This is a genomic window from Novosphingobium sp. Sphag1I (assembly GCF_056279125.1).
This window is the reverse complement of sequence record NZ_JBWBQS010000025.1, coordinates 1-16,080: the sequence shown is the minus strand read 5'-3', so window position 1 is coordinate 16,080 and position 16,080 is coordinate 1. Positions and strand designations below refer to the sequence as shown.

The window sequence follows — 16,080 nt, the reverse complement described above, 5'->3', positions numbered from 1 at the left end:
AGTGACCCCGGTGATCCAGACCATCAAACTCGCCAAGCTGCGGCTCTCGCCGATCAACGTCCGTACCGCACCGGACGAACAGCTTCAGATTGAACCCATGGCCGCCAGTATCGAGGCCAAGGGCGTCCTTCAGAATCTGCTCGTCACGCCCGCCAAAAAGCCGCGCGGCACCTTCGAGGTCTTCGATGGCGGACGCCGTTGGCGCGCGCTTCGCCTGCTCGCCGAGCGCGGTACGATCTCGGAAGCCGATTTCGATGTCCCCGTCATGATCCTTACCGGCGACGATGCCGAATTGTCCGAAACGTCCACGGCGACCAACTTCCATCAGCTCAAGATGACCCCCGCCGAGGAATGCCGCGCCTTTCAGCACTTCATCGGCTCGACCGGCGATCTCGATGCTGTCGCAAAGCGTTTCGGCGTGACACGTCGCTTCGTCGAGGGGCGCCTGCGCCTCGCCTCGCTGGCAGCGCCGATCTTCGACGCCTTGAGCAAAAGCGAGATCACGCTCGACATCGCCAAAGCCTATGCGTCGACCGAAAGCCACGACAAGCAGCTTCTGGTCTGGAACAGCTACCAGAATGGCCACGTAACGGCCGACACCATCCGCCGCGTCATCGCCAATGAGACGCTCAAGGCCAGCGATCCGATCGCGATTCTGGTCGGCGAGGAGCGGTATCGCGCGGCAGGCGGCAAGGTCGATGGCGACCTCTTCACCGACGGCAACGACCGCTGGAACAATCCCGAGATCGCGCACCGTCTCGCCGGCGACATCATGGAGGCCGAAGCGAGACGCATCGGTGAGGAGACGGGCCTTGCCTGGATCAGGCCGATCGCCAGCAACTACGCCCACAACGCCGCCCATGGCCTCTACCGTGCCATCCTGCAGCCGCCCGCGCTCACCGAGGAGCAATCCGCCCGCCTTGGCGAGATCGAGGCGCGCCGCGCCGAGCTCGAGGCCGAAATGCAGGACGAATCCATCTCGCCCGATGCCTACAAGGCCCTGGACCAGGAGGATGACCGACTGATCGCCGAGGCCGAGGCGATCGAGCATCGCGCGCCCGTGCTGCCAGATGAGCTGCGGCCGCATGTCGGCGCGTTTCTGCTTCTGACGCCGCAGGGCGAGATGCGTCTCGACACCCAATTTTACAGCGAGCAGGAGCTCATCGTTGAGGAACCCGATGCGATCGATGATGCCGGCAGCGGCAATCCCGGCGAACCCGACGAGGGCGGGGCGGGCAGGTTTCGCGTCGGCGTGAAGGATACGCCCGAGCCAGCCCGCCGGCCCGAGGCTGTGGCACCTGGCGGCAAGCCGCTCAGCAATCGGCTCTACGACGAGCTTGCCATACAACGCCGCGACATTCTCGCATCCTGTCTGCTCGCTCAGCCGGCGCTCGCGCTCGATTACGCGCTGTTCGTCATGATCGACGCTCGGGTTTTCGCCGGCGGCGGCTCTGCCGACGAGATCGTTCAATATGGCACCACCATCTGCGCTGATGCCCCGCAGGATCCCGTCACGGCGGATTTGCCCGGCTCACGCGCCCGGTCCTACCTGGCCGAAGCGCATGATGGCCTTGATGCCGGATGGTGCGACCACGATCACGAAATCGATCGGTTCGAAGGGTTTCGCGCGCTCGATGACGACAGCAAGGCGCAGTGGCTGGCCTATATCGTTGCCATGTCGATCGAGGCCAAGCCGCGCGGGGCCAGCGGCCAGGTCGCGATCCACAATCGATTGGCCTCGATCCTCGAGATCGACGTTGCGAGCTGGTGGCGTCCGACCGCGGAAAACTTCTTCGATCGGGTCAACAAGGGCAGCATTCTGAGCCTGCTTCATGACGTCGGCGGCGGCGCGCTGACGGCTCGGCACGCCACCCTGAAGAAGGCGGAGATCTCGGAGAGCTGTGAAAAACTCTTCGCCGGAGCGGCCATAGTCGAGCCCGAGACGAAGGAGGCTGTGCTCGCATGGGTGCCGGACGCGATGCGCTTTGGTGCTGCGGCCCCGTGCCCGACCGATCGTCTCGGTGGCGAGCCGGATCGCTCTGCGTTGTCGGATGATCACATGGCGGAAGACGCTTCGGTCGCGGACGATACGGCGATCGAGCCGGTCGAAGCCTGACCCAGCAGGGCAGGGGGGCGGTCGGCGCCACTGGCGCGATCGTCCCCTCCCGCACGCTTGCCTCTCCCGAACCCCATCGTCATCCCGCTGGAGCATCAGCCATGCCTGCGAAAGCCCGTCCGAGCCGCGACGTCGCGGCCGAAATCACCAATCTCATCATCAGAAAGCTGGAAGAAGGCGTCCCGCCCTGGACTCGGCCCTGGCGGGTTGCCGGCGCCGGTGGCCGTCCGCTCCGACACTGCGGCACGCCCTATACCGGGATCAACACGGTCTATCTTTGGGCGATCGCAGACGCGAACGGCTATCGCTCGCGCTTCTGGATGACATATCGCCAGGCCGAAGCGCTCGGCGGCTATGTTCGCCGGGGGGAGCACGGCTCGCTCTCGGTCTATTATTCGAGCTTCAAAAAGACCGAGGCGGACCCGGTGACCGGTGCCGAGAGCGAACGCAGCATCCGTTTCCTTCGCCATTATCTTGTGTTCAACGCCGATCAGATCGATGGACTGCCCGCCTATTTCTATCCGGACGACGCGACCCCTGCGCCGATCGATCCATCTGCGCGGCAATCCGCCATCGACGAGTTCTTCGATCATGTGCCGGCAGAGGTTCGACATGGCGGCGATCGCGCCTTCTTCCACCCGACATTTGATTTCATCCAGATGCCGCACCGGCGGTCATTCACAACGATGGATCATTACGCCTCGGTGAGGGCTCACGAGACCGTTCATTGGTCAGGCGGCAGCTCCCGGCTTGCCCGGACCTTCGGCAAGCGATTCGGCGACAAAGCTTATAGTTTCGAGGAGCTTGTAGCTGAGATCGGAAGCGGCCTGATTTGCGCGCATTTGGGTCTGCCGAACGAACTGCACGACAATCATGCGAGCTACGTCGCCCACTGGCTCGGCATTTTGCGCGCGGACAAGACCGCAATCATTCACGCCGCCTCGAAGGCTGAGCAGGCCTTCAATTACCTGCTGGCGTTTGGCGGCAGCGGCGACACGGCCTCATCGGCCGAGGGGGTCAGGCAGATTCTCGAGACGGCCTGACCGCCGCTAATCCGAATTTTCCCCGACATCACAGGAGATACCGATGGGCTGGCTCACCATGTCCCGTTTCCACATGGGCGGACACAAGACCGCCAAGGACTATCTGGACGCGCAATTCACCTACAGCCGCGAGGCGGACGGGACGATCAAGGGACTGAAGGTGCTCGCCTCATCCTGCCCCCAGAATCGCACCTACTATGCTGCGGCTCAGGTGATGATCGACGGCGTCGGCAAGGAGGTGTTCGCGATCGTCTGCAAGGTGATGTGGAATCCCAAAAGCAAGTCCGGTGAGCACTTCGGATACAAGGATATGGACGAATCTGTCGGCCCCTATGAGGATAGCTGCCCCCGTCACATTCTCGACCTTCTGACCCCCACCGACCGGGAACACGCGCTCGACTGGCGCGCGCGGTGCCGCGCCAACCTGGCCCGCCGGGCGCGCAAGATCGAGGACGGAGACCGGATCAGGCTGGCCCAGGCGCTTACTTTCTCCGATGGCCATGTCGGCGCCGAATTTATCGTCGTGAAGCGCGGCCGCCGCCTGAGCTTCCGCGATCCGGTGACCCGCTGTGGCTATGCGATCAGCCGGTTCATGGAGCGCGATTGGGCGATCGTGCCAGTGACCAAGGTTCACAAGACGATCTTTGCATGAGTGCGTCAGCCAGTATCATTCCCGCAGCAGGGAGAAACCATCATGTTTGCCGCGTGCCTTGAACTGTCGCCCAAGCGCCTGCAGCTCTGCAGCCGCGAAAACGCCAATCGCGTCGCAGGTCGCCTTTTCGACGAGCGGCCGGGCAGGCTGTCGATCGTCCGGACTGGCGATCCGCTGCAACCGTTCCGGGTCTGCACGACGCCGGCGGCCGACGATCATGTCGAGGTGGAGATGACGTTTTGATCCGGCTCTCGGCGGCGATCATGCTCGCGGGCGGAGCGCTTCTCGCGTCGACTTCATGGTCACAATCCTTCGATGCCAAGGCTCGTGCGCTCGATGGCGATACTGTGGCCGTCGATTTCCGGCTTCTAGGGGTCGATGCATTCGAGCGCGGGCAACTCTGTCGGCGCGGCTCGGGATGCTGGCAATGCGGCAAGGCCGCGCAGGATTTCGCCGCTAACGCGCTGCGCTCCAAGACCGCGACAATCCGGCTCGTGCCTTCGTCTTCCTATGGGCGCCCCGTGGCGGTCGTGACGGTTGATGGAGCGGACTTGGGGGAGCGCCTCATCCGCGCGGGCCTCGCGACCCCGCAGGCGAGCTTTCTAAGGGACGACCCAGCTCGCCTCCGCACATATAGCGCGGCCTTCGCCTCGGCCAGGAGGCAAAGGACAGGGGCCTTTGCCGGCGACTGGGTCGAACCATCGCGCTGGCGGCACGGGGACCGCCTGAGCTGCGAGCGTTGATGGTCAAGCTGACAGGGTCGGGTCGGCCCACCATGATGGCCCCTGCTCGAAATTCCCGTCCATCCTGACCAGCGGTCCGTCGGGCGCGTCGGCCACATACGGGTTCACGAGCGGCATCACCGTCGCCTTCAAGCGCTTCTGCTCGCCAGCCACACGCCCGCGCCGTTCCAGCAGATCCTCCAGCCATTCGAGATCGTCGAGCATCGACACCACGCCGCGGCCGGCGAGGCAGAAATAGATGCAGCGCTGAAAATCGTCGGCACCATCATTGCCGAGGATCTCCGCCAGCTTCAGCTTGCCCGCCGGAACGCCTTCATGCACCCAGCTCACCGCCTCGCGCAGCTCCCGCACCGAATAATAGGCGTCCTCGACATGGATGCCGATAGCCGCATTGGCGATCATGCGGCGCGTCGGCCGATTCTCCATGTCCAGCGCCGCATCCCGCAACGTGATGTCGAGGTCGAACAGGTCTCTGAGGCTCGGCGTCGTCATGGCAAATCTCCTACTCAATAGAACGTAACGTGAACAAGCGCGACCGTCAATTGTCCGCATGCGTCCGTTGCGAGCGGAGCGCGCATCATGCCCATCAACGTCATCGTTGGCCTGCCGCACCTGAACGAGGGGCCAATCCTTCAGCGGGCACGCGCGCTTGGCCGGACCGCGCTCATCTCGGCGAACGCGCTTTCACGCTGGTCCGACAAGGGCGGCTGGCGGGAATGGGCCGGATGGCGCCTGGGGCAACTACAGAATGCACGGGGCTTGTCCGGCCTCTGCCTGGACTCCGCAGGCTTCGTCGCGGCTGCGCGCTATGGCGGTTTCCCCTGGTCACTGGCGGATTATGTATCGCTGGCGGCGGCCTATCCCTTTCATTGGTGGGCAAGTGCCGATTACTGCGTCGAGGCCGAAATCGCGCGAGATCGCGACGAGGTTTTTGACCGCCTGTCGCGCACCATCCGCGCCAATCGCGATTGCCGCATCCTGGGCGAGGATGCCGGAATAGCCGACAGACTGATGCCTGTGATTCAGGGCCGGCGACCATCCGACTATGAGCGCTGCGTCGATGCGCTCTGGGGCTCGCTCAACCCTGGCGCACTGATCGGCGTGGGAAGCATGTGCCGGCGCGACATCCACGGGCCGGAGGGCTTGATCGCGGTCATCGACCATCTCGATCAGATTTTGCCGCCCGGTGTCCGTCTCCACGCATTCGGCGTCAAAGGCACAGCGTTGCCCTATCTACTGCCGTTCGCGCATCGGATCGCCTCGATCGACAGCCAGGCCTATGGTGTCGGCGCGCGTCGGGCAGCCCTGCAGGCGGGCATTGCCAAGACGGATCGAGTGGTGGCCGACCATATGGAGCAATGGCTGGCCGGTCAGCACCTCCGGCTAACCGAGCGGCCGCGCCGCCTTCCGCAACAACGTCCTGCCGAAGCAGATTCGCCGCCCAACGACCTTTGGGAGACTGCTCTCGCCCAGGCCCGTACCGAAATCCGCGCTCTCATCGAGTCCGGTGATCTTGATCACGATGAGATGTTCGAGCCGTGGCTCGAGCAGTGGGCGGCCGACATCTTCCATGGCCAGACGGCCGAGCGGTGAAAGGGGAGAGGGAGTGGAAGGGTGAGCATCAGGCTCACCGAAAGGGCGCACGTCGCGAGCAAGCGCGTGCACCGCCATTCTCACCAGGAGAACCGCTTTGACCGCATCGCACCCTGTCGGGACCGCCATGGTCCCGCTCGCCCGGATTGCCGTGGGCTATAATCCGCGCCGCTATTTCGACCGGAAGAAGCATGACGAACTCGTCGCCTCCCTGCGCTTGCGGGGCATGCTGCAGCCGATGCTGGTTCGGCCCGCCGCCGACCTGCCGGAGCATTTCACGATCGTCGCGGGCGGTCGCCGCTACCGGGCCGCAATGGAAGTCTTCGGCGAAAACGGCGAGGTGCCGGTCCTGATCCGGGAGATGACCGACCAGGAGGCGCTCGACGCGGCGATTGCCGAAAACGACGATCGCGATGATCCTTCCGAGACCGAGCAGGCGGACGCGGCCGTTCGCTATCTCGCGGCATGCCAAGGCGATCGGGCTGAAGCTGCACGGCGGCTTGGCTGGTCCCGCGCAAAGCTGGATCGCCGACTCGCGCTCGCCGACCTTTCCGAGACCGTCAAAACCGCGCTCGACGAGCGCCGGATCAAGGTCGGACACGCCGAATTGCTCGCCGCCGTTCCCGCCGACAAGCAGGACAAAGCGCTCGAGACGATCATCGCGGCCGGCCTCGACATCGCAAAGACCCGCGATCTTCTCATGAAGGTCACGCAGCGCCTCGCCGATGCCCTGTTCGACAAAACGGAATGCACCACCTGTCCGTTCAATTCGGGGACGCAGCGCGCCCTGTTCGACACCCATGTCGATGATGGCCACTGCACCAACACCACCTGCTTCCAGCTCAAGACCGAAGCCGTCGAGGCGGCGCGCCGTGAAGCTGAGGCTGCCGCCGAGGCCGCGGAAGCTGCCTCGGCGATCGATACCGATGGCGACGAGGACGATAATGGCGATGTCGGCGACGAGATGGACGAAGTCGGCGAGACCGACCGTCCGACCGACGGATCCGCGACTGTAGCTCCTCTGGTTGGCCGCGGCACCGTTGTGCGCAAGGTCTCCGCCAACGGCGGGCCGAGCAGCACCGCGAAATCCATTGCGGGCCGCACTTCCGAATTGCGGGAGGCGACGTGGCGGACGGCACTCGCTCGCGGGCTCGCCGACGATCCATCGAATGCCCAGGCGGCGATCCTCGTGGCGGCGCTGACCGGCACGCTGTCGCACATCAAGGCAGACACTTTGACCTCGCGCGCCGCGCTGTTGGTCGATGCCGCGTTCCCGGACCGCGGATTCAAGGACAAGATCGCCGTGATCCGCGAATTGTCGGAAGGACAGGCCACCACGGTGCTCGCCGCGATCGGAGCCGCATATGCCCGGGACGTTCAGTCATTCGCGCACGTCGCCGATCTCGCCGGCGCCTTCGGCATCGACATCCGGACGGTCTGGCAGGTCGATCGCGCCTTCCTCGAACGCTACACGAAGGACGAGCTCAAATTCATTGCCGGCGAGAGCGGCCTGGTCGCGCACATGGGCGAGAAGGCCTTCTCCAAGTTGCTCGGCGCCAAGAAGGGCGACCTCATCTCCGGCATGTTGAATGCTGTCGGGTTCGACTGGGCTGGCCGGGTGCCAAGCGCGATGGCCCTCGATGGTCGCTATGCGCCGCCCCGTTCGCTTCCGCCCGCCAAGGCCGACGAGGTTGTCACCGAGCTGGCCGCCTGACCCCGCCCAACTTTCCAATCAAGGAATCACCACAATGCTGATCACCAATCTCCTGCCCATGCTGGGCAGCTATTCGCTCGCCTTCGATCTTGTCGCCGGCGATGACGGTGTCGTCACCCTCATCATCATTCCCCGCGTCGCAGAAGGCAAAACGCACAAGGCCGAGGCCGGCGAGCTGCGCCCGATCTCGATCACCGCGACGGCCGCCGAGATCGATGCAGAGCTTGCGAAGGGCGCCGAGGGTGCGCTCGGTGGACTGATTGCCACGCGCATGGCGCTTGCCGACCAGATCGCGACCCAGCGGGACGCGGCCGAGGCCGCGCGCGCGGCGTCTGCGGAGGCAGCGAAGGCAAAGGCGGCATCGGCACCCGCCAAGCCCGCAGCCACCGCGAGCGCGCCGACGGCGCCAGCGCCGGGCGCCCTCCCGGCTGATGCCAAATCCGAGGAGCCCGCCAGCCTCTGGTGATCAGGCTCGATCGCACCCCTTTTTACGTCTCCAACGAGGATATTCCGATGCAGATCGATCATCTCGCCCGCGTCTACCGCTATGACGGTATTGATCTTCCCCAGCCGCCGCACCTTGCCAACGATCAGCAGGGGCTGCGCGCCTATCATGCCACCCTCTATCCGGCGATCCTCAACGCCGACCTGGTCGATGCCGGGGTGACGGGCGGCGTCCATGTCACCGAATATCGCCGCGCGGTCGGCACGAAGGGCTGAGGTGGTGCGCCGGCAAGCGGCGGCCATTCCCGCCGCACCGCGCTGCACGCTCTTGCATTGGATCGAGGATGATCATGGCGACTCTTCCGAGCCTTCCCGACCGGCCTGCAGTAAACAGGCCGAGGCCCTCCACGCGAAGATCATCCTTGGCGCGGACACGCGCGAGGACGGCCCCGCCGATCCTATCCCGCCGCCCTCAGGACTCTGTCTCCCTCCGCTCGGCTGATCTGGCCGGCAGCGCCGTCCGTATTTCCCGCGACATTCCGGTGATGTTCGATCGACCTCTGGCCGCCCACCATAAGCTCGTCGGCAGTTGGGTCGCCTCGAAGGAGCAGGAAACATTGCGGCGCACGCGCCCTGAGGCGCGCCGGCATATCGAACGGGTCTTCCAGGCCGAGGTCCTCGAAATCCTGCGTACCTGCACGATCGCGGACTTGCGTGTCGTCGTGCTCAACGGCGAATCCTGTGGGGCGCCGGCGGTCGCAATCGTCTGCGACAGCGTCGGGCAACTCGATCTCGGATGGATCGAGGACAGCAACCGGCCGATCTCGTGGCGCGCGGCTGCCTATCGGGCGCTCGAGCGCACGCTCGGAAGCGCTCTCCCGGTCTTCTGCTACGACGACCTCTTCGACAACATCTCGATGTATTATTGGGACGGCGAGACCGAGGACGCCGCTGCCCGCGAAGCCCTCATTGCACTCCACGGGGCTAACGACGGCGAGATCGAGGCCCAGACCATGCCGTCCGAAATGAACGCCAGGCGGCCGGAGTGGATGCTCGCCGCGAGGGCAGCGCCCACGTCGAAGTTACCGATTGCTCTCCGTCGGGCTCTGCGCGAATTGCGGGATGCCCACGCGGCGCTCACCAATTTGCCTGACGAGCATCACGCCTGGCGCCTCGAGATGGATGTTCTCTACGAGTATGTCCCCGGCATCGAGGAATGTTCGCCGCTTCCACCGCTGACACTCGTTCCCGTCGAACAGTTCGCGGTCGAGGTCGACGACGTCGGGCGTCACGGCATGGAATATGGTTTCATGGACGTGACGGGCCTTTGCCCAATGACGCACTCCACCGCGATCGATGTCTGGCTTGCGTCACTCGCCGCCGGCGCGCGGCTGCTGCGGGCCGCCAAGCATCTCATCGAACTCTATCATCCCGAATAGCGAGGCCGACATGACCGATCATTGCGTGCAGTTCGAGCGAACCGCAGGCGGCATGGTGCTGACCAACGCCATCCTGCTCTACAGAAGCGACGGGGCTCGCGGCCTCGGCTCGCATCTTACCCCTGGCGAAGATGCCGAGGCATTCGCCAGCATCCACCAGATCGAGCACGACGCCATCGGCGCGCCGACCATCGCCGCTGGTACGCCTTTGACCCGGGCGCATCTGCGGCATTGGTCGCAGGCACTCGGCCGCGTCGCCCCGCCGCAAATTCTCCCCGAAACCGTACTGGTCGCCCATCCCGACCTGCTGGTCTGGTGGGTGCCCGCACAGGTGAGGCCGGCCTATTTCGACCTCTCGGCGAAATTGGCTGGACTGCGTGCACTTGGCGGCCGCGCGATCGTCCCGGTTGCCTATCCGGCACACGTCCTTGTCGCCACACGGCGCCGGCTTGGTGTCTATGCGCTTGAGCGGAGCGCGCGGCCCGCGGCCGAAACCGTCCTGCTTCACTCGCCGATCCTCAACGTCTTCCTCAACGGTTCCCTCTGCTGGGGTAACATTCCGAAGCCGACATCGCTGGATGTGTCCGCCATTCCCCAGTTCGAGCGCGCGCTTTTCGACTCCTGGTCGACCCATCCGAATCCGGGTCAGGAGTTGACGATCACAGGGAAGGGCGGTCTCGTGCGTCTCTGGGACAATCTCGCGGCGACCCGCGCGACCCGCTTCCCGGTCAAACGCTTGAGGCCCTTCCTCGGCGATCGGCGCCAATCCGCCCCGCGAGGCGCCGTCAAGGCCGACCCGGTGACGCTCGGCGACCTCATCTACGGAAGGTCCGGCCGATGACTGCCCTCGCCGAAGACCCGACCGCCGCCGCGGTACTGGCGGAGGCGCCTTGCTATCCCGTGCCGCCGGATGGGCGATCACCCGCGATCGAGGCCATTCGCGAAGCCCGAGCAGGCAGCTGCCTCGCAATCGGCCGCGATGGTGTCTGCCTGATCTTGCGCCGGGCCTGGCTGGCTCTGGATCTGCCCGTGACACCGCCCATTCCGGCCTACCTGCCCTACGGGAGCATTGGAGTTCGCCGCGCGAACCTGCGCTGCGGCTTGATACCGGCGGAGCTGCTGCGGCAAGTCCTCGAGCACTTTCGCGCCGCGCTGCCTAACGAGGCCGCCGCCTTCATCCTCTGGGATGAGGCTAATCGGCGATTCTGGGTAGACTTCCCCCAGATCGACCGCGCGACGCCGTCACACCTCACCTATCGTCCGCCTGCGCTGCCGCCGCACCATCACCTCATCTGCGACATTCATAGCCATGGGCACGGCGCGGCCTTCTTCAGCGCAACCGACGACGCGGACGACGCGCACGCGACCAAGATCGCCCTGGTTGTCGGACGTCTGGGTCATACGGACGGCCCCGCATTTGCCTCGCGACTGTGCGCCGGAGGGATGTTCCTTCCGCTGCCGCGAAGCCCTTTTTCAGGAGACGATCATGACCTCTGAGACGCCCCTTCGCCACTATCTGCCCGCGGCGCTCGGCAACCGCGCGATCAAAATCGTGCTTGTGGGATGCGGCGGGAACGGCGCGCAGATGCTGATGGGGCTCGCCTCGCTGGATACAGCGCTACGGGCGATTTCGTCGCGTTCGCTCGATGTAACCGTCGTCGACGACGATATCGTCAGCGAGGCCAATCTTGGCCGGCAGCCCTTCTTCAGGTGCGACATCGGCAACTCGAAGGCCCGGACGTTGACCGAGCGAATCAATATCGCCCACGGTCTGGCCTGGACGGCGGTGCATGGTCGGGCACCCGAGGCCGCGAAGCTCGACGGCACCGACATTGTCATCACTTGTGTCGATACCGCATCGGCGCGCCGGAGCGTCGGTGCGGCCATCGCCTCGGCCAGGAATGCGCCGGCCTATTGGCTGGATCTCGGCAACCGCGCTGGCGACGGGCAATATATCATCGGTTGCCCGAACGCTGAGCCCGAGGCCGGGCACCAGATCCTCCCGACAGTCCTCGAATATTTCCCCGAGGTCGCGAATGAGAGCCTGCCTGACGACGACGCGCCGTCGTGCTCGATGGCCGAAGCCCTCGAGCGCCAGTCGCTTTTCGTGAACCGGGTGGTGGCGAGCCACGCGCTGGCCCTTCTCTTCGATCTCGTTGGCCGCGGATCGATCGGCCACGCGGGCGCCTTCATCAATATCGCCACCGGGCAGGCCGTGCCGATCCCGCTACCGATCGCTGCTTGAATCTTCGGTCGAGCCCGAGGCCGGCCACGGGAGAAAGGGGAGGGGGAGAGGGCCGTTTGAGCGGATTTTCGCTCAAGACCGGAGGGCCATCCCATGACCTACGACGTCGCCATGCGCCACCAGCAGGCGCTCGACCCCAGCGCGCTGATCACCGTCGGCACCACCCTCCACGCGATCGGAGCCGCGATCAAGGATTGCCGCAACGCCGGCAAGGACGCCGAAACCGATCCCGCCGTGATCCTGCTCGTTCGCCACCTCAGCGCAGTGTGCGAAGATCGTCCGTCCAATCTCGAGCTTCGGCGCACCTGCATGGACCAGATCGCCGAAATCCGCCGAACGCCGGTCCTGCGCAACCTTGCCTATCGGGGCGTGAGCCATGACGAGGCCGCCAAGCGGCTCTTTCATTCGGAGGGCCGCACCGCAATGCGGCGCCTCGCCGACGCGCTGGGTCTATGCGACGGAACCTATGACATCCGCTCCAGCAAGGGCGGCCCTGCGGTTTCCGGCGAAATCACGCTCCATGGCGAGGAGGCATGGGTGCAGCTCTCGCTGGGTTGTTCGGGCCCGGGTCGGGAAGTCCTCTATCGCAGGGTTCGCGGCCGCGATGATCACTGCGGCGAGCGCAATCACTGGGCATCGGTCAACGATCTCATGGCGCCCGATCGTTTCGCCGACCGTCTGCGGCGCGATCTTCGTCTCGCGACGCCGGTCGAACAGCCAATGCGCCTCTTCGCCTGATCTCGACGGAGGCCGAGCACATGACCCATGTCGAAAAAATCCCGCAGTTCGACCCCTGTTCGGCTGCCACCTGGCTGGCCCGCGGCCGCGCACCCGAACATGCCGAAGCGATCGCGAAAGCCTGGCGCGACTTTCCGGACCTGGCGCCGACGGCTTCACCTGAAGATCGCATGGCGCGCACCCGCGCGCGCGTCCAGGCGATGAAGCCCGTCAACGACGCGATCGCCGCGCATAGCGAGGCCGAGCGCCAGGCGCGCAATTTCAGCTTCACCGAGGAGCGCGCCGTCTCAGGACGCGGCGATGAGCGCGATGCGGCGATTTTGCGTGGACGCGATCGCTATGGCTATGACTGGAATCTCGCGATCCGCTATGCCGACGGCTGGTATGCGGCCCGCGTAGGCTGGAATCATCGCTCGCCGTCCAAGGCCGCAGAACGCCCGGCCTATGACTGCGGGTTCGCCGACGGCGGCGGCGACGTTGACGATCTCTTCGACGCGGCGCGCCGGGCCAATCTCGCTGCCGAACGATCGCCCGCCCCGGTGCAACCGCAGGTTGCGGCGCGTTCGCTACCGTCGGACTGGCCGAAACCCAGCGACCGGCCCCGACCGACGCCATGGTCGCGGCGGGTCCTCATTCTCGGCGATCACCCAGCGGCGGCGCTCGGCCGAGGCGATATTTTGGAGCGCTATCGTGAGACGGGCGGCCGCTGCGGCGGTCACGCCATCATTCTCACCGCCACCGAGGGCTTCATATCCGGTGTAACCGCGCTGCCCGAGGCCGAGGAACTGACGGCGGCGCGGGCCGACGAGCTCATTGCCAGTCCCGAGCAAGAGGACCGGCTTCGCGCGCTCTTCGCGGGCATCGACGTCGAGGACATCCTCGTTGCCCTGCACGGCGAATATCTGCGGGTTCTCGACGCCCATTCGGCCGCATTGCCGACCTGTCGGAATCGCGAACGCACGCGCAACACGCCGCTGCAGGTCAAGGCGCACGCGAAGTTCTGGATGGACCGAGGCCGTGAGACCGGGAGCAATGTCGGCGCCGGCCACATCCGTTGGTCCAAGGCGACCAAGGGCCTCACTGCCAAGTTGGGCGAGCTGACGGCGTGCTATCAGGGGCCGGCGCCCGGCAAGGGGCATCTCGTCTCGATCGAACAGGACGGCACCCCCGCGCACGGCTTCATCGACCCCGGCGGAAAACCCCTCGCGCCGACGCTCATCGTCGGCAGCAAGGCCCGGCTGCGCGTCGAGATGGCGCGGGCGCTCCGCCTGTTTGGCGGGGCGACGAGATTTGCCGCTCGCTAAGACCCGAGGATCCAAAACATGGAAACGACCCGCAGCCAGCGCTGGCGCGAGCGCCGGGCGCACTGGGCCCGCGATCTCACGGTCATCGATCCCAGATCCTATTCCGTCGAGATCATCGGGCACGATGTCGCGCGCGCTTTCATCGCCCGCCATCATTATCTGCCGACCTATCCGGCCGCGCAGCTCGCGGTCGGGCTCTATGGCGCCGGGGCAGTCCTGGAAGGCGTCGCCGTCTTCGCCGTTCCGGCCACCGGGGCCGTGATCACACGGCATACCGGCTTTGCCGATCCACTCCGCGGCTGCGTACTCGCCCGGCTGATCCTGACTGATGCCGTACCCCAGAACGGGGAGAGCTTCTTCGTCGCGCGGGCGTTTCGCCATCTGCGCCGTGAGAAGCCCGGCATCGAGGCCGTGGTTTCGTACAGCGACCCAGGCGCCGGGCATATTGGCCGCGTCTATTGCGCGCTCTCGGCGGCGCACCGCGCCATTACGAGGCCGCGCACCGTCCTGCGCGCCGGCGACACGACGATCGCCGGCCGCACGCTTTCGAAGATCCGCCTGGGCGAGCGAGGCCATGCCGGAGCCATCGACCAGCTCGTTTCGCTTGGCCTGCCCAGGCCGGAGTTCGGGGAGACGCCTGCGACATGGCTTTGGCGGCTGCAACGCGAACGCCATCTCGTGCGCCATCAGCAGCCGGGTCTCTACGCCTATTGCTTCGAGCTCACGCGCGAAGCCCGCCGGCACGGCCGCGGGTTGCCGCGATTGCCCTATCCAAAGGCCCTGCCATTGGCGCATCCGGCGTTCCAGTTCGGTCTTCCCGTCGAGGCCGAGGACCGCGCAGCCGGCCGGGAATGAGGGGAGGGGGATCTTGAGGGTTGCGGCGATGGGCCGCGATCGAGGTCGAGATTCCCATGCACATCCCCAACAACAGGCGAGTGGTCGACACCATTCTGGTCGCCGCCCCGCCGCCCGTGGTCTTGGCCTATGGGATCGGTGTCGATTCCACGGCGCTCCTGATCGAGCTCGAGGCGCGCGGAGAAGCGCCCGACCTGGTGCTGAGCGCCGATCCTGGCGCCGAGAAGCCCGAGACCTACGAGTATCAGCGGATGATCGCCGCATGGATGCGCGCGCGCGGAATTCCCTACGAGGTCGTCCGCTACGTGCCCAAGCGCTTCAAGCACTGGCCGCCCTATTATTCGATCCTCGCCAATGTCCTGACTAACGCGACTTTGCCGAGCATCAGCCTGGGACGGCATAGTTGCTCGTTAGGTCCGGCTTCAGAGACTGTCTCTTTTGCTCGCGATGAGTGACGGGCCGACCGCCGCGCTAACCCAAAGAGCTGGCGGTGGTCGGCCCGTCACTCGCGTCGCGCAGCGACGCCTGATTGCCGGATGAATCCGCTTGGACTCAATTACCGCACTTCATTCGCGAGCAGATCATTTCAGGATCGATTTCACTGGCGAAACAAAGGCTGGGCTTGTAGAAGACCGGAGAACAAAAGGGGGCCTTATGGCGCGGCGCGTTTTCTTCAGTTTTCACTTCGCGAACGATTTTTGGCGCACCCAGCAAGTGCGTAACATCGGTGCTCTTGAAGGGCAGACTCTTTGCACCGCGAATGCGTGGGAAGAGGTCAAGCGGAAGGGCAAGGCCTCCATCGAAAAATGGATCGATGACAACATGTACGGCAAGAGCTGTGTGGTGGTGCTTGTCGGTTCTGAAACAGCGAGCCGCCCTTGGGTAATCCGCGAGATCGTTAAAGGCTGGGATGCCGGCAAAGGAGTGGTCGGCATTCGGATAAACAAACTTCTCGGCCACGACGGGAATTCGTGCGCGGCTGGTAGCAATCCGTTTGACGAAGTCGGCTATGGAAATACCGGGAAAAAGCTATCGTCCATAGCGAAGCTGGTCACCCCTTCAGGCACAGATAGCAAGGCAGTCTATGATTCGATCAAAAGTAAGCGTCCGCCCTCGGGCGTGTTGCGGCATTCAGGCTTGGCGCTGATGGACCTCCGCTAAGGAGTCTCTTTCTGGACTCCAGAAGGAGTCCAA

At 65.1% G+C, this 16,080-nt stretch carries 18 protein-coding genes and 1 pseudogene; 18 read left to right on the top strand and 1 reads right to left on the bottom strand.

Annotated elements, in window-relative coordinates; translation table 11 throughout:
- Positions 1–10: 10 nt before the first annotated feature.
- From ACZ9HU_RS20775 to ACZ9HU_RS20755, 5 genes are all read left to right on the top strand, one after another.
- On the top strand, positions 11–2,116 hold the full coding sequence (locus ACZ9HU_RS20775) for a ParB/RepB/Spo0J family partition protein (RefSeq protein ID WP_476107809.1): 2,106 nt from the start codon (positions 11–13) through the stop codon (positions 2,114–2,116).
- A gap of 101 nt (positions 2,117–2,217) precedes the next feature.
- Complete coding sequence (locus ACZ9HU_RS20770; protein ID WP_476107808.1) at positions 2,218–3,159, top strand: ArdC family protein; 942 nt, start codon at positions 2,218–2,220, stop codon at positions 3,157–3,159.
- Positions 3,160–3,202: 43 nt separating this feature from the next.
- Positions 3,203–3,811 carry a DUF6927 domain-containing protein gene (locus ACZ9HU_RS20765; RefSeq protein ID WP_476107807.1) on the top strand — a complete coding sequence of 203 codons (609 nt, stop codon included), beginning with the start codon at positions 3,203–3,205 and terminating at the stop codon, positions 3,809–3,811.
- 42 nt (positions 3,812–3,853) lie between these two features.
- Positions 3,854–4,054, top strand: coding sequence for a hypothetical protein (locus ACZ9HU_RS20760; protein WP_030090560.1), 201 nt, complete (start codon positions 3,854–3,856; stop codon positions 4,052–4,054).
- Between the two features lie 20 nt (positions 4,055–4,074).
- Positions 4,075–4,554, top strand: coding sequence for a thermonuclease family protein (locus tag ACZ9HU_RS20755; RefSeq protein WP_476107835.1), 480 nt, complete (start codon positions 4,075–4,077; stop codon positions 4,552–4,554).
- A gap of 3 nt (positions 4,555–4,557) precedes the next feature.
- On the opposite strand, the gene ACZ9HU_RS20750 is transcribed toward ACZ9HU_RS20755, so the two are convergent.
- Entirely contained in the window at positions 4,558–5,046 is a 489-nt protein-coding gene (locus ACZ9HU_RS20750; RefSeq protein WP_293977824.1) for a hypothetical protein, read from the bottom strand.
- An 87-nt stretch (positions 5,047–5,133) separates the two neighbouring features.
- Between ACZ9HU_RS20750 and ACZ9HU_RS20745 the strand changes: the two genes are divergently transcribed.
- The 13 genes and pseudogenes from ACZ9HU_RS20745 to ACZ9HU_RS20685 all read left to right on the top strand — a co-directional run bounded on the left by ACZ9HU_RS20745 (position 5,134) and on the right by ACZ9HU_RS20685 (position 16,047).
- Positions 5,134–6,147: a deazapurine DNA modification protein DpdA family protein gene (locus ACZ9HU_RS20745; protein WP_293977822.1), complete on the top strand. Its 1,014-nt coding sequence runs from the start codon at positions 5,134–5,136 to the stop codon at positions 6,145–6,147.
- 97 nt (positions 6,148–6,244) lie between these two features.
- The gene (locus ACZ9HU_RS20740) at positions 6,245–7,861 is read left to right on the top strand and encodes a PRTRC system ParB family protein (RefSeq protein WP_476107804.1); all 1,617 of its coding nucleotides are present in this window, start codon (positions 6,245–6,247) and stop codon (positions 7,859–7,861) included.
- Positions 7,862–7,895: 34 nt separating this feature from the next.
- Positions 7,896–8,327, top strand: a complete 432-nt coding sequence (locus ACZ9HU_RS20735) for a PRTRC system protein E (RefSeq protein ID WP_293977799.1) — start codon at positions 7,896–7,898, stop codon at positions 8,325–8,327.
- Positions 8,328–8,374: 47 nt separating this feature from the next.
- Complete coding sequence (locus ACZ9HU_RS20730; RefSeq protein ID WP_367120085.1) at positions 8,375–8,581, top strand: PRTRC system protein C; 207 nt, start codon at positions 8,375–8,377, stop codon at positions 8,579–8,581.
- 269 nt (positions 8,582–8,850) lie between these two features.
- Positions 8,851–9,744, top strand: a complete 894-nt coding sequence (locus ACZ9HU_RS20725; protein ID WP_476107803.1) for a hypothetical protein — start codon at positions 8,851–8,853, stop codon at positions 9,742–9,744.
- 10 nt (positions 9,745–9,754) lie between these two features.
- Complete coding sequence (locus ACZ9HU_RS20720) at positions 9,755–10,585, top strand: PRTRC system protein B (protein WP_476107802.1); 831 nt, start codon at positions 9,755–9,757, stop codon at positions 10,583–10,585.
- Positions 10,582–11,241 (top strand): PRTRC system protein A, encoded by a 660-nt coding sequence (locus ACZ9HU_RS20715; protein WP_476107801.1) that lies wholly within the window; start codon positions 10,582–10,584, stop codon positions 11,239–11,241. The genes ACZ9HU_RS20720 and ACZ9HU_RS20715 overlap by 4 nt, the downstream gene beginning before the upstream one ends.
- Positions 11,231–11,989 carry a PRTRC system ThiF family protein gene (locus tag ACZ9HU_RS20710; RefSeq protein ID WP_476107799.1) on the top strand — a complete coding sequence of 253 codons (759 nt, stop codon included), beginning with the start codon at positions 11,231–11,233 and terminating at the stop codon, positions 11,987–11,989. Before ACZ9HU_RS20715 ends, ACZ9HU_RS20710 begins: the two co-directional genes overlap by 11 nt.
- A 93-nt stretch (positions 11,990–12,082) precedes the next feature.
- Positions 12,083–12,727, top strand: coding sequence for a hypothetical protein (locus ACZ9HU_RS20705; protein WP_476107798.1), 645 nt, complete (start codon positions 12,083–12,085; stop codon positions 12,725–12,727).
- A gap of 20 nt (positions 12,728–12,747) precedes the next feature.
- Entirely contained in the window at positions 12,748–14,031 is a 1,284-nt protein-coding gene (locus tag ACZ9HU_RS20700; RefSeq protein WP_476107796.1) for a hypothetical protein, read from the top strand.
- 18 nt (positions 14,032–14,049) lie between these two features.
- Positions 14,050–14,886, top strand: coding sequence for a Mom family adenine methylcarbamoylation protein (locus tag ACZ9HU_RS20695; RefSeq protein ID WP_476107794.1), 837 nt, complete (start codon positions 14,050–14,052; stop codon positions 14,884–14,886).
- Between the two features lie 56 nt (positions 14,887–14,942).
- Positions 14,943–15,299, top strand: a pseudogene (locus ACZ9HU_RS20690) (hypothetical protein); the annotation flags it as partial.
- A gap of 241 nt (positions 15,300–15,540) precedes the next feature.
- Entirely contained in the window at positions 15,541–16,047 is a 507-nt protein-coding gene (locus ACZ9HU_RS20685) for a TIR domain-containing protein (protein WP_476107793.1), read from the top strand.
- Positions 16,048–16,080: the final 33 nt, after the last annotated feature.

Coding starts and splice junctions, on each gene's coding strand:
- ACZ9HU_RS20770 (WP_476107808.1), top strand. CDS start 2,218: ATGCCTGCGAAAGCCCGTCCGAGCCGCGACGTCGCGGCCGAAATCACC.
- ACZ9HU_RS20765 (WP_476107807.1), top strand. CDS start 3,203: ATGGGCTGGCTCACCATGTCCCGTTTCCACATGGGCGGACACAAGACC.
- ACZ9HU_RS20760 (WP_030090560.1), top strand. CDS start 3,854: ATGTTTGCCGCGTGCCTTGAACTGTCGCCCAAGCGCCTGCAGCTCTGC.
- ACZ9HU_RS20755 (WP_476107835.1), top strand. CDS start 4,075: ATGCTCGCGGGCGGAGCGCTTCTCGCGTCGACTTCATGGTCACAATCC.
- ACZ9HU_RS20750 (WP_293977824.1), bottom strand. CDS start 5,046: ATGACGACGCCGAGCCTCAGAGACCTGTTCGACCTCGACATCACGTTG.
- ACZ9HU_RS20745 (WP_293977822.1), top strand. CDS start 5,134: ATGCCCATCAACGTCATCGTTGGCCTGCCGCACCTGAACGAGGGGCCA.
- ACZ9HU_RS20735 (WP_293977799.1), top strand. CDS start 7,896: ATGCTGATCACCAATCTCCTGCCCATGCTGGGCAGCTATTCGCTCGCC.
- ACZ9HU_RS20730 (WP_367120085.1), top strand. CDS start 8,375: ATGCAGATCGATCATCTCGCCCGCGTCTACCGCTATGACGGTATTGAT.
- ACZ9HU_RS20725 (WP_476107803.1), top strand. CDS start 8,851: ATGTTCGATCGACCTCTGGCCGCCCACCATAAGCTCGTCGGCAGTTGG.
- ACZ9HU_RS20720 (WP_476107802.1), top strand. CDS start 9,755: ATGACCGATCATTGCGTGCAGTTCGAGCGAACCGCAGGCGGCATGGTG.
- ACZ9HU_RS20715 (WP_476107801.1), top strand. CDS start 10,582: ATGACTGCCCTCGCCGAAGACCCGACCGCCGCCGCGGTACTGGCGGAG.
- ACZ9HU_RS20710 (WP_476107799.1), top strand. CDS start 11,231: ATGACCTCTGAGACGCCCCTTCGCCACTATCTGCCCGCGGCGCTCGGC.
- ACZ9HU_RS20705 (WP_476107798.1), top strand. CDS start 12,083: ATGACCTACGACGTCGCCATGCGCCACCAGCAGGCGCTCGACCCCAGC.
- ACZ9HU_RS20700 (WP_476107796.1), top strand. CDS start 12,748: ATGACCCATGTCGAAAAAATCCCGCAGTTCGACCCCTGTTCGGCTGCC.
- ACZ9HU_RS20695 (WP_476107794.1), top strand. CDS start 14,050: ATGGAAACGACCCGCAGCCAGCGCTGGCGCGAGCGCCGGGCGCACTGG.
- ACZ9HU_RS20685 (WP_476107793.1), top strand. CDS start 15,541: ATGGCGCGGCGCGTTTTCTTCAGTTTTCACTTCGCGAACGATTTTTGG.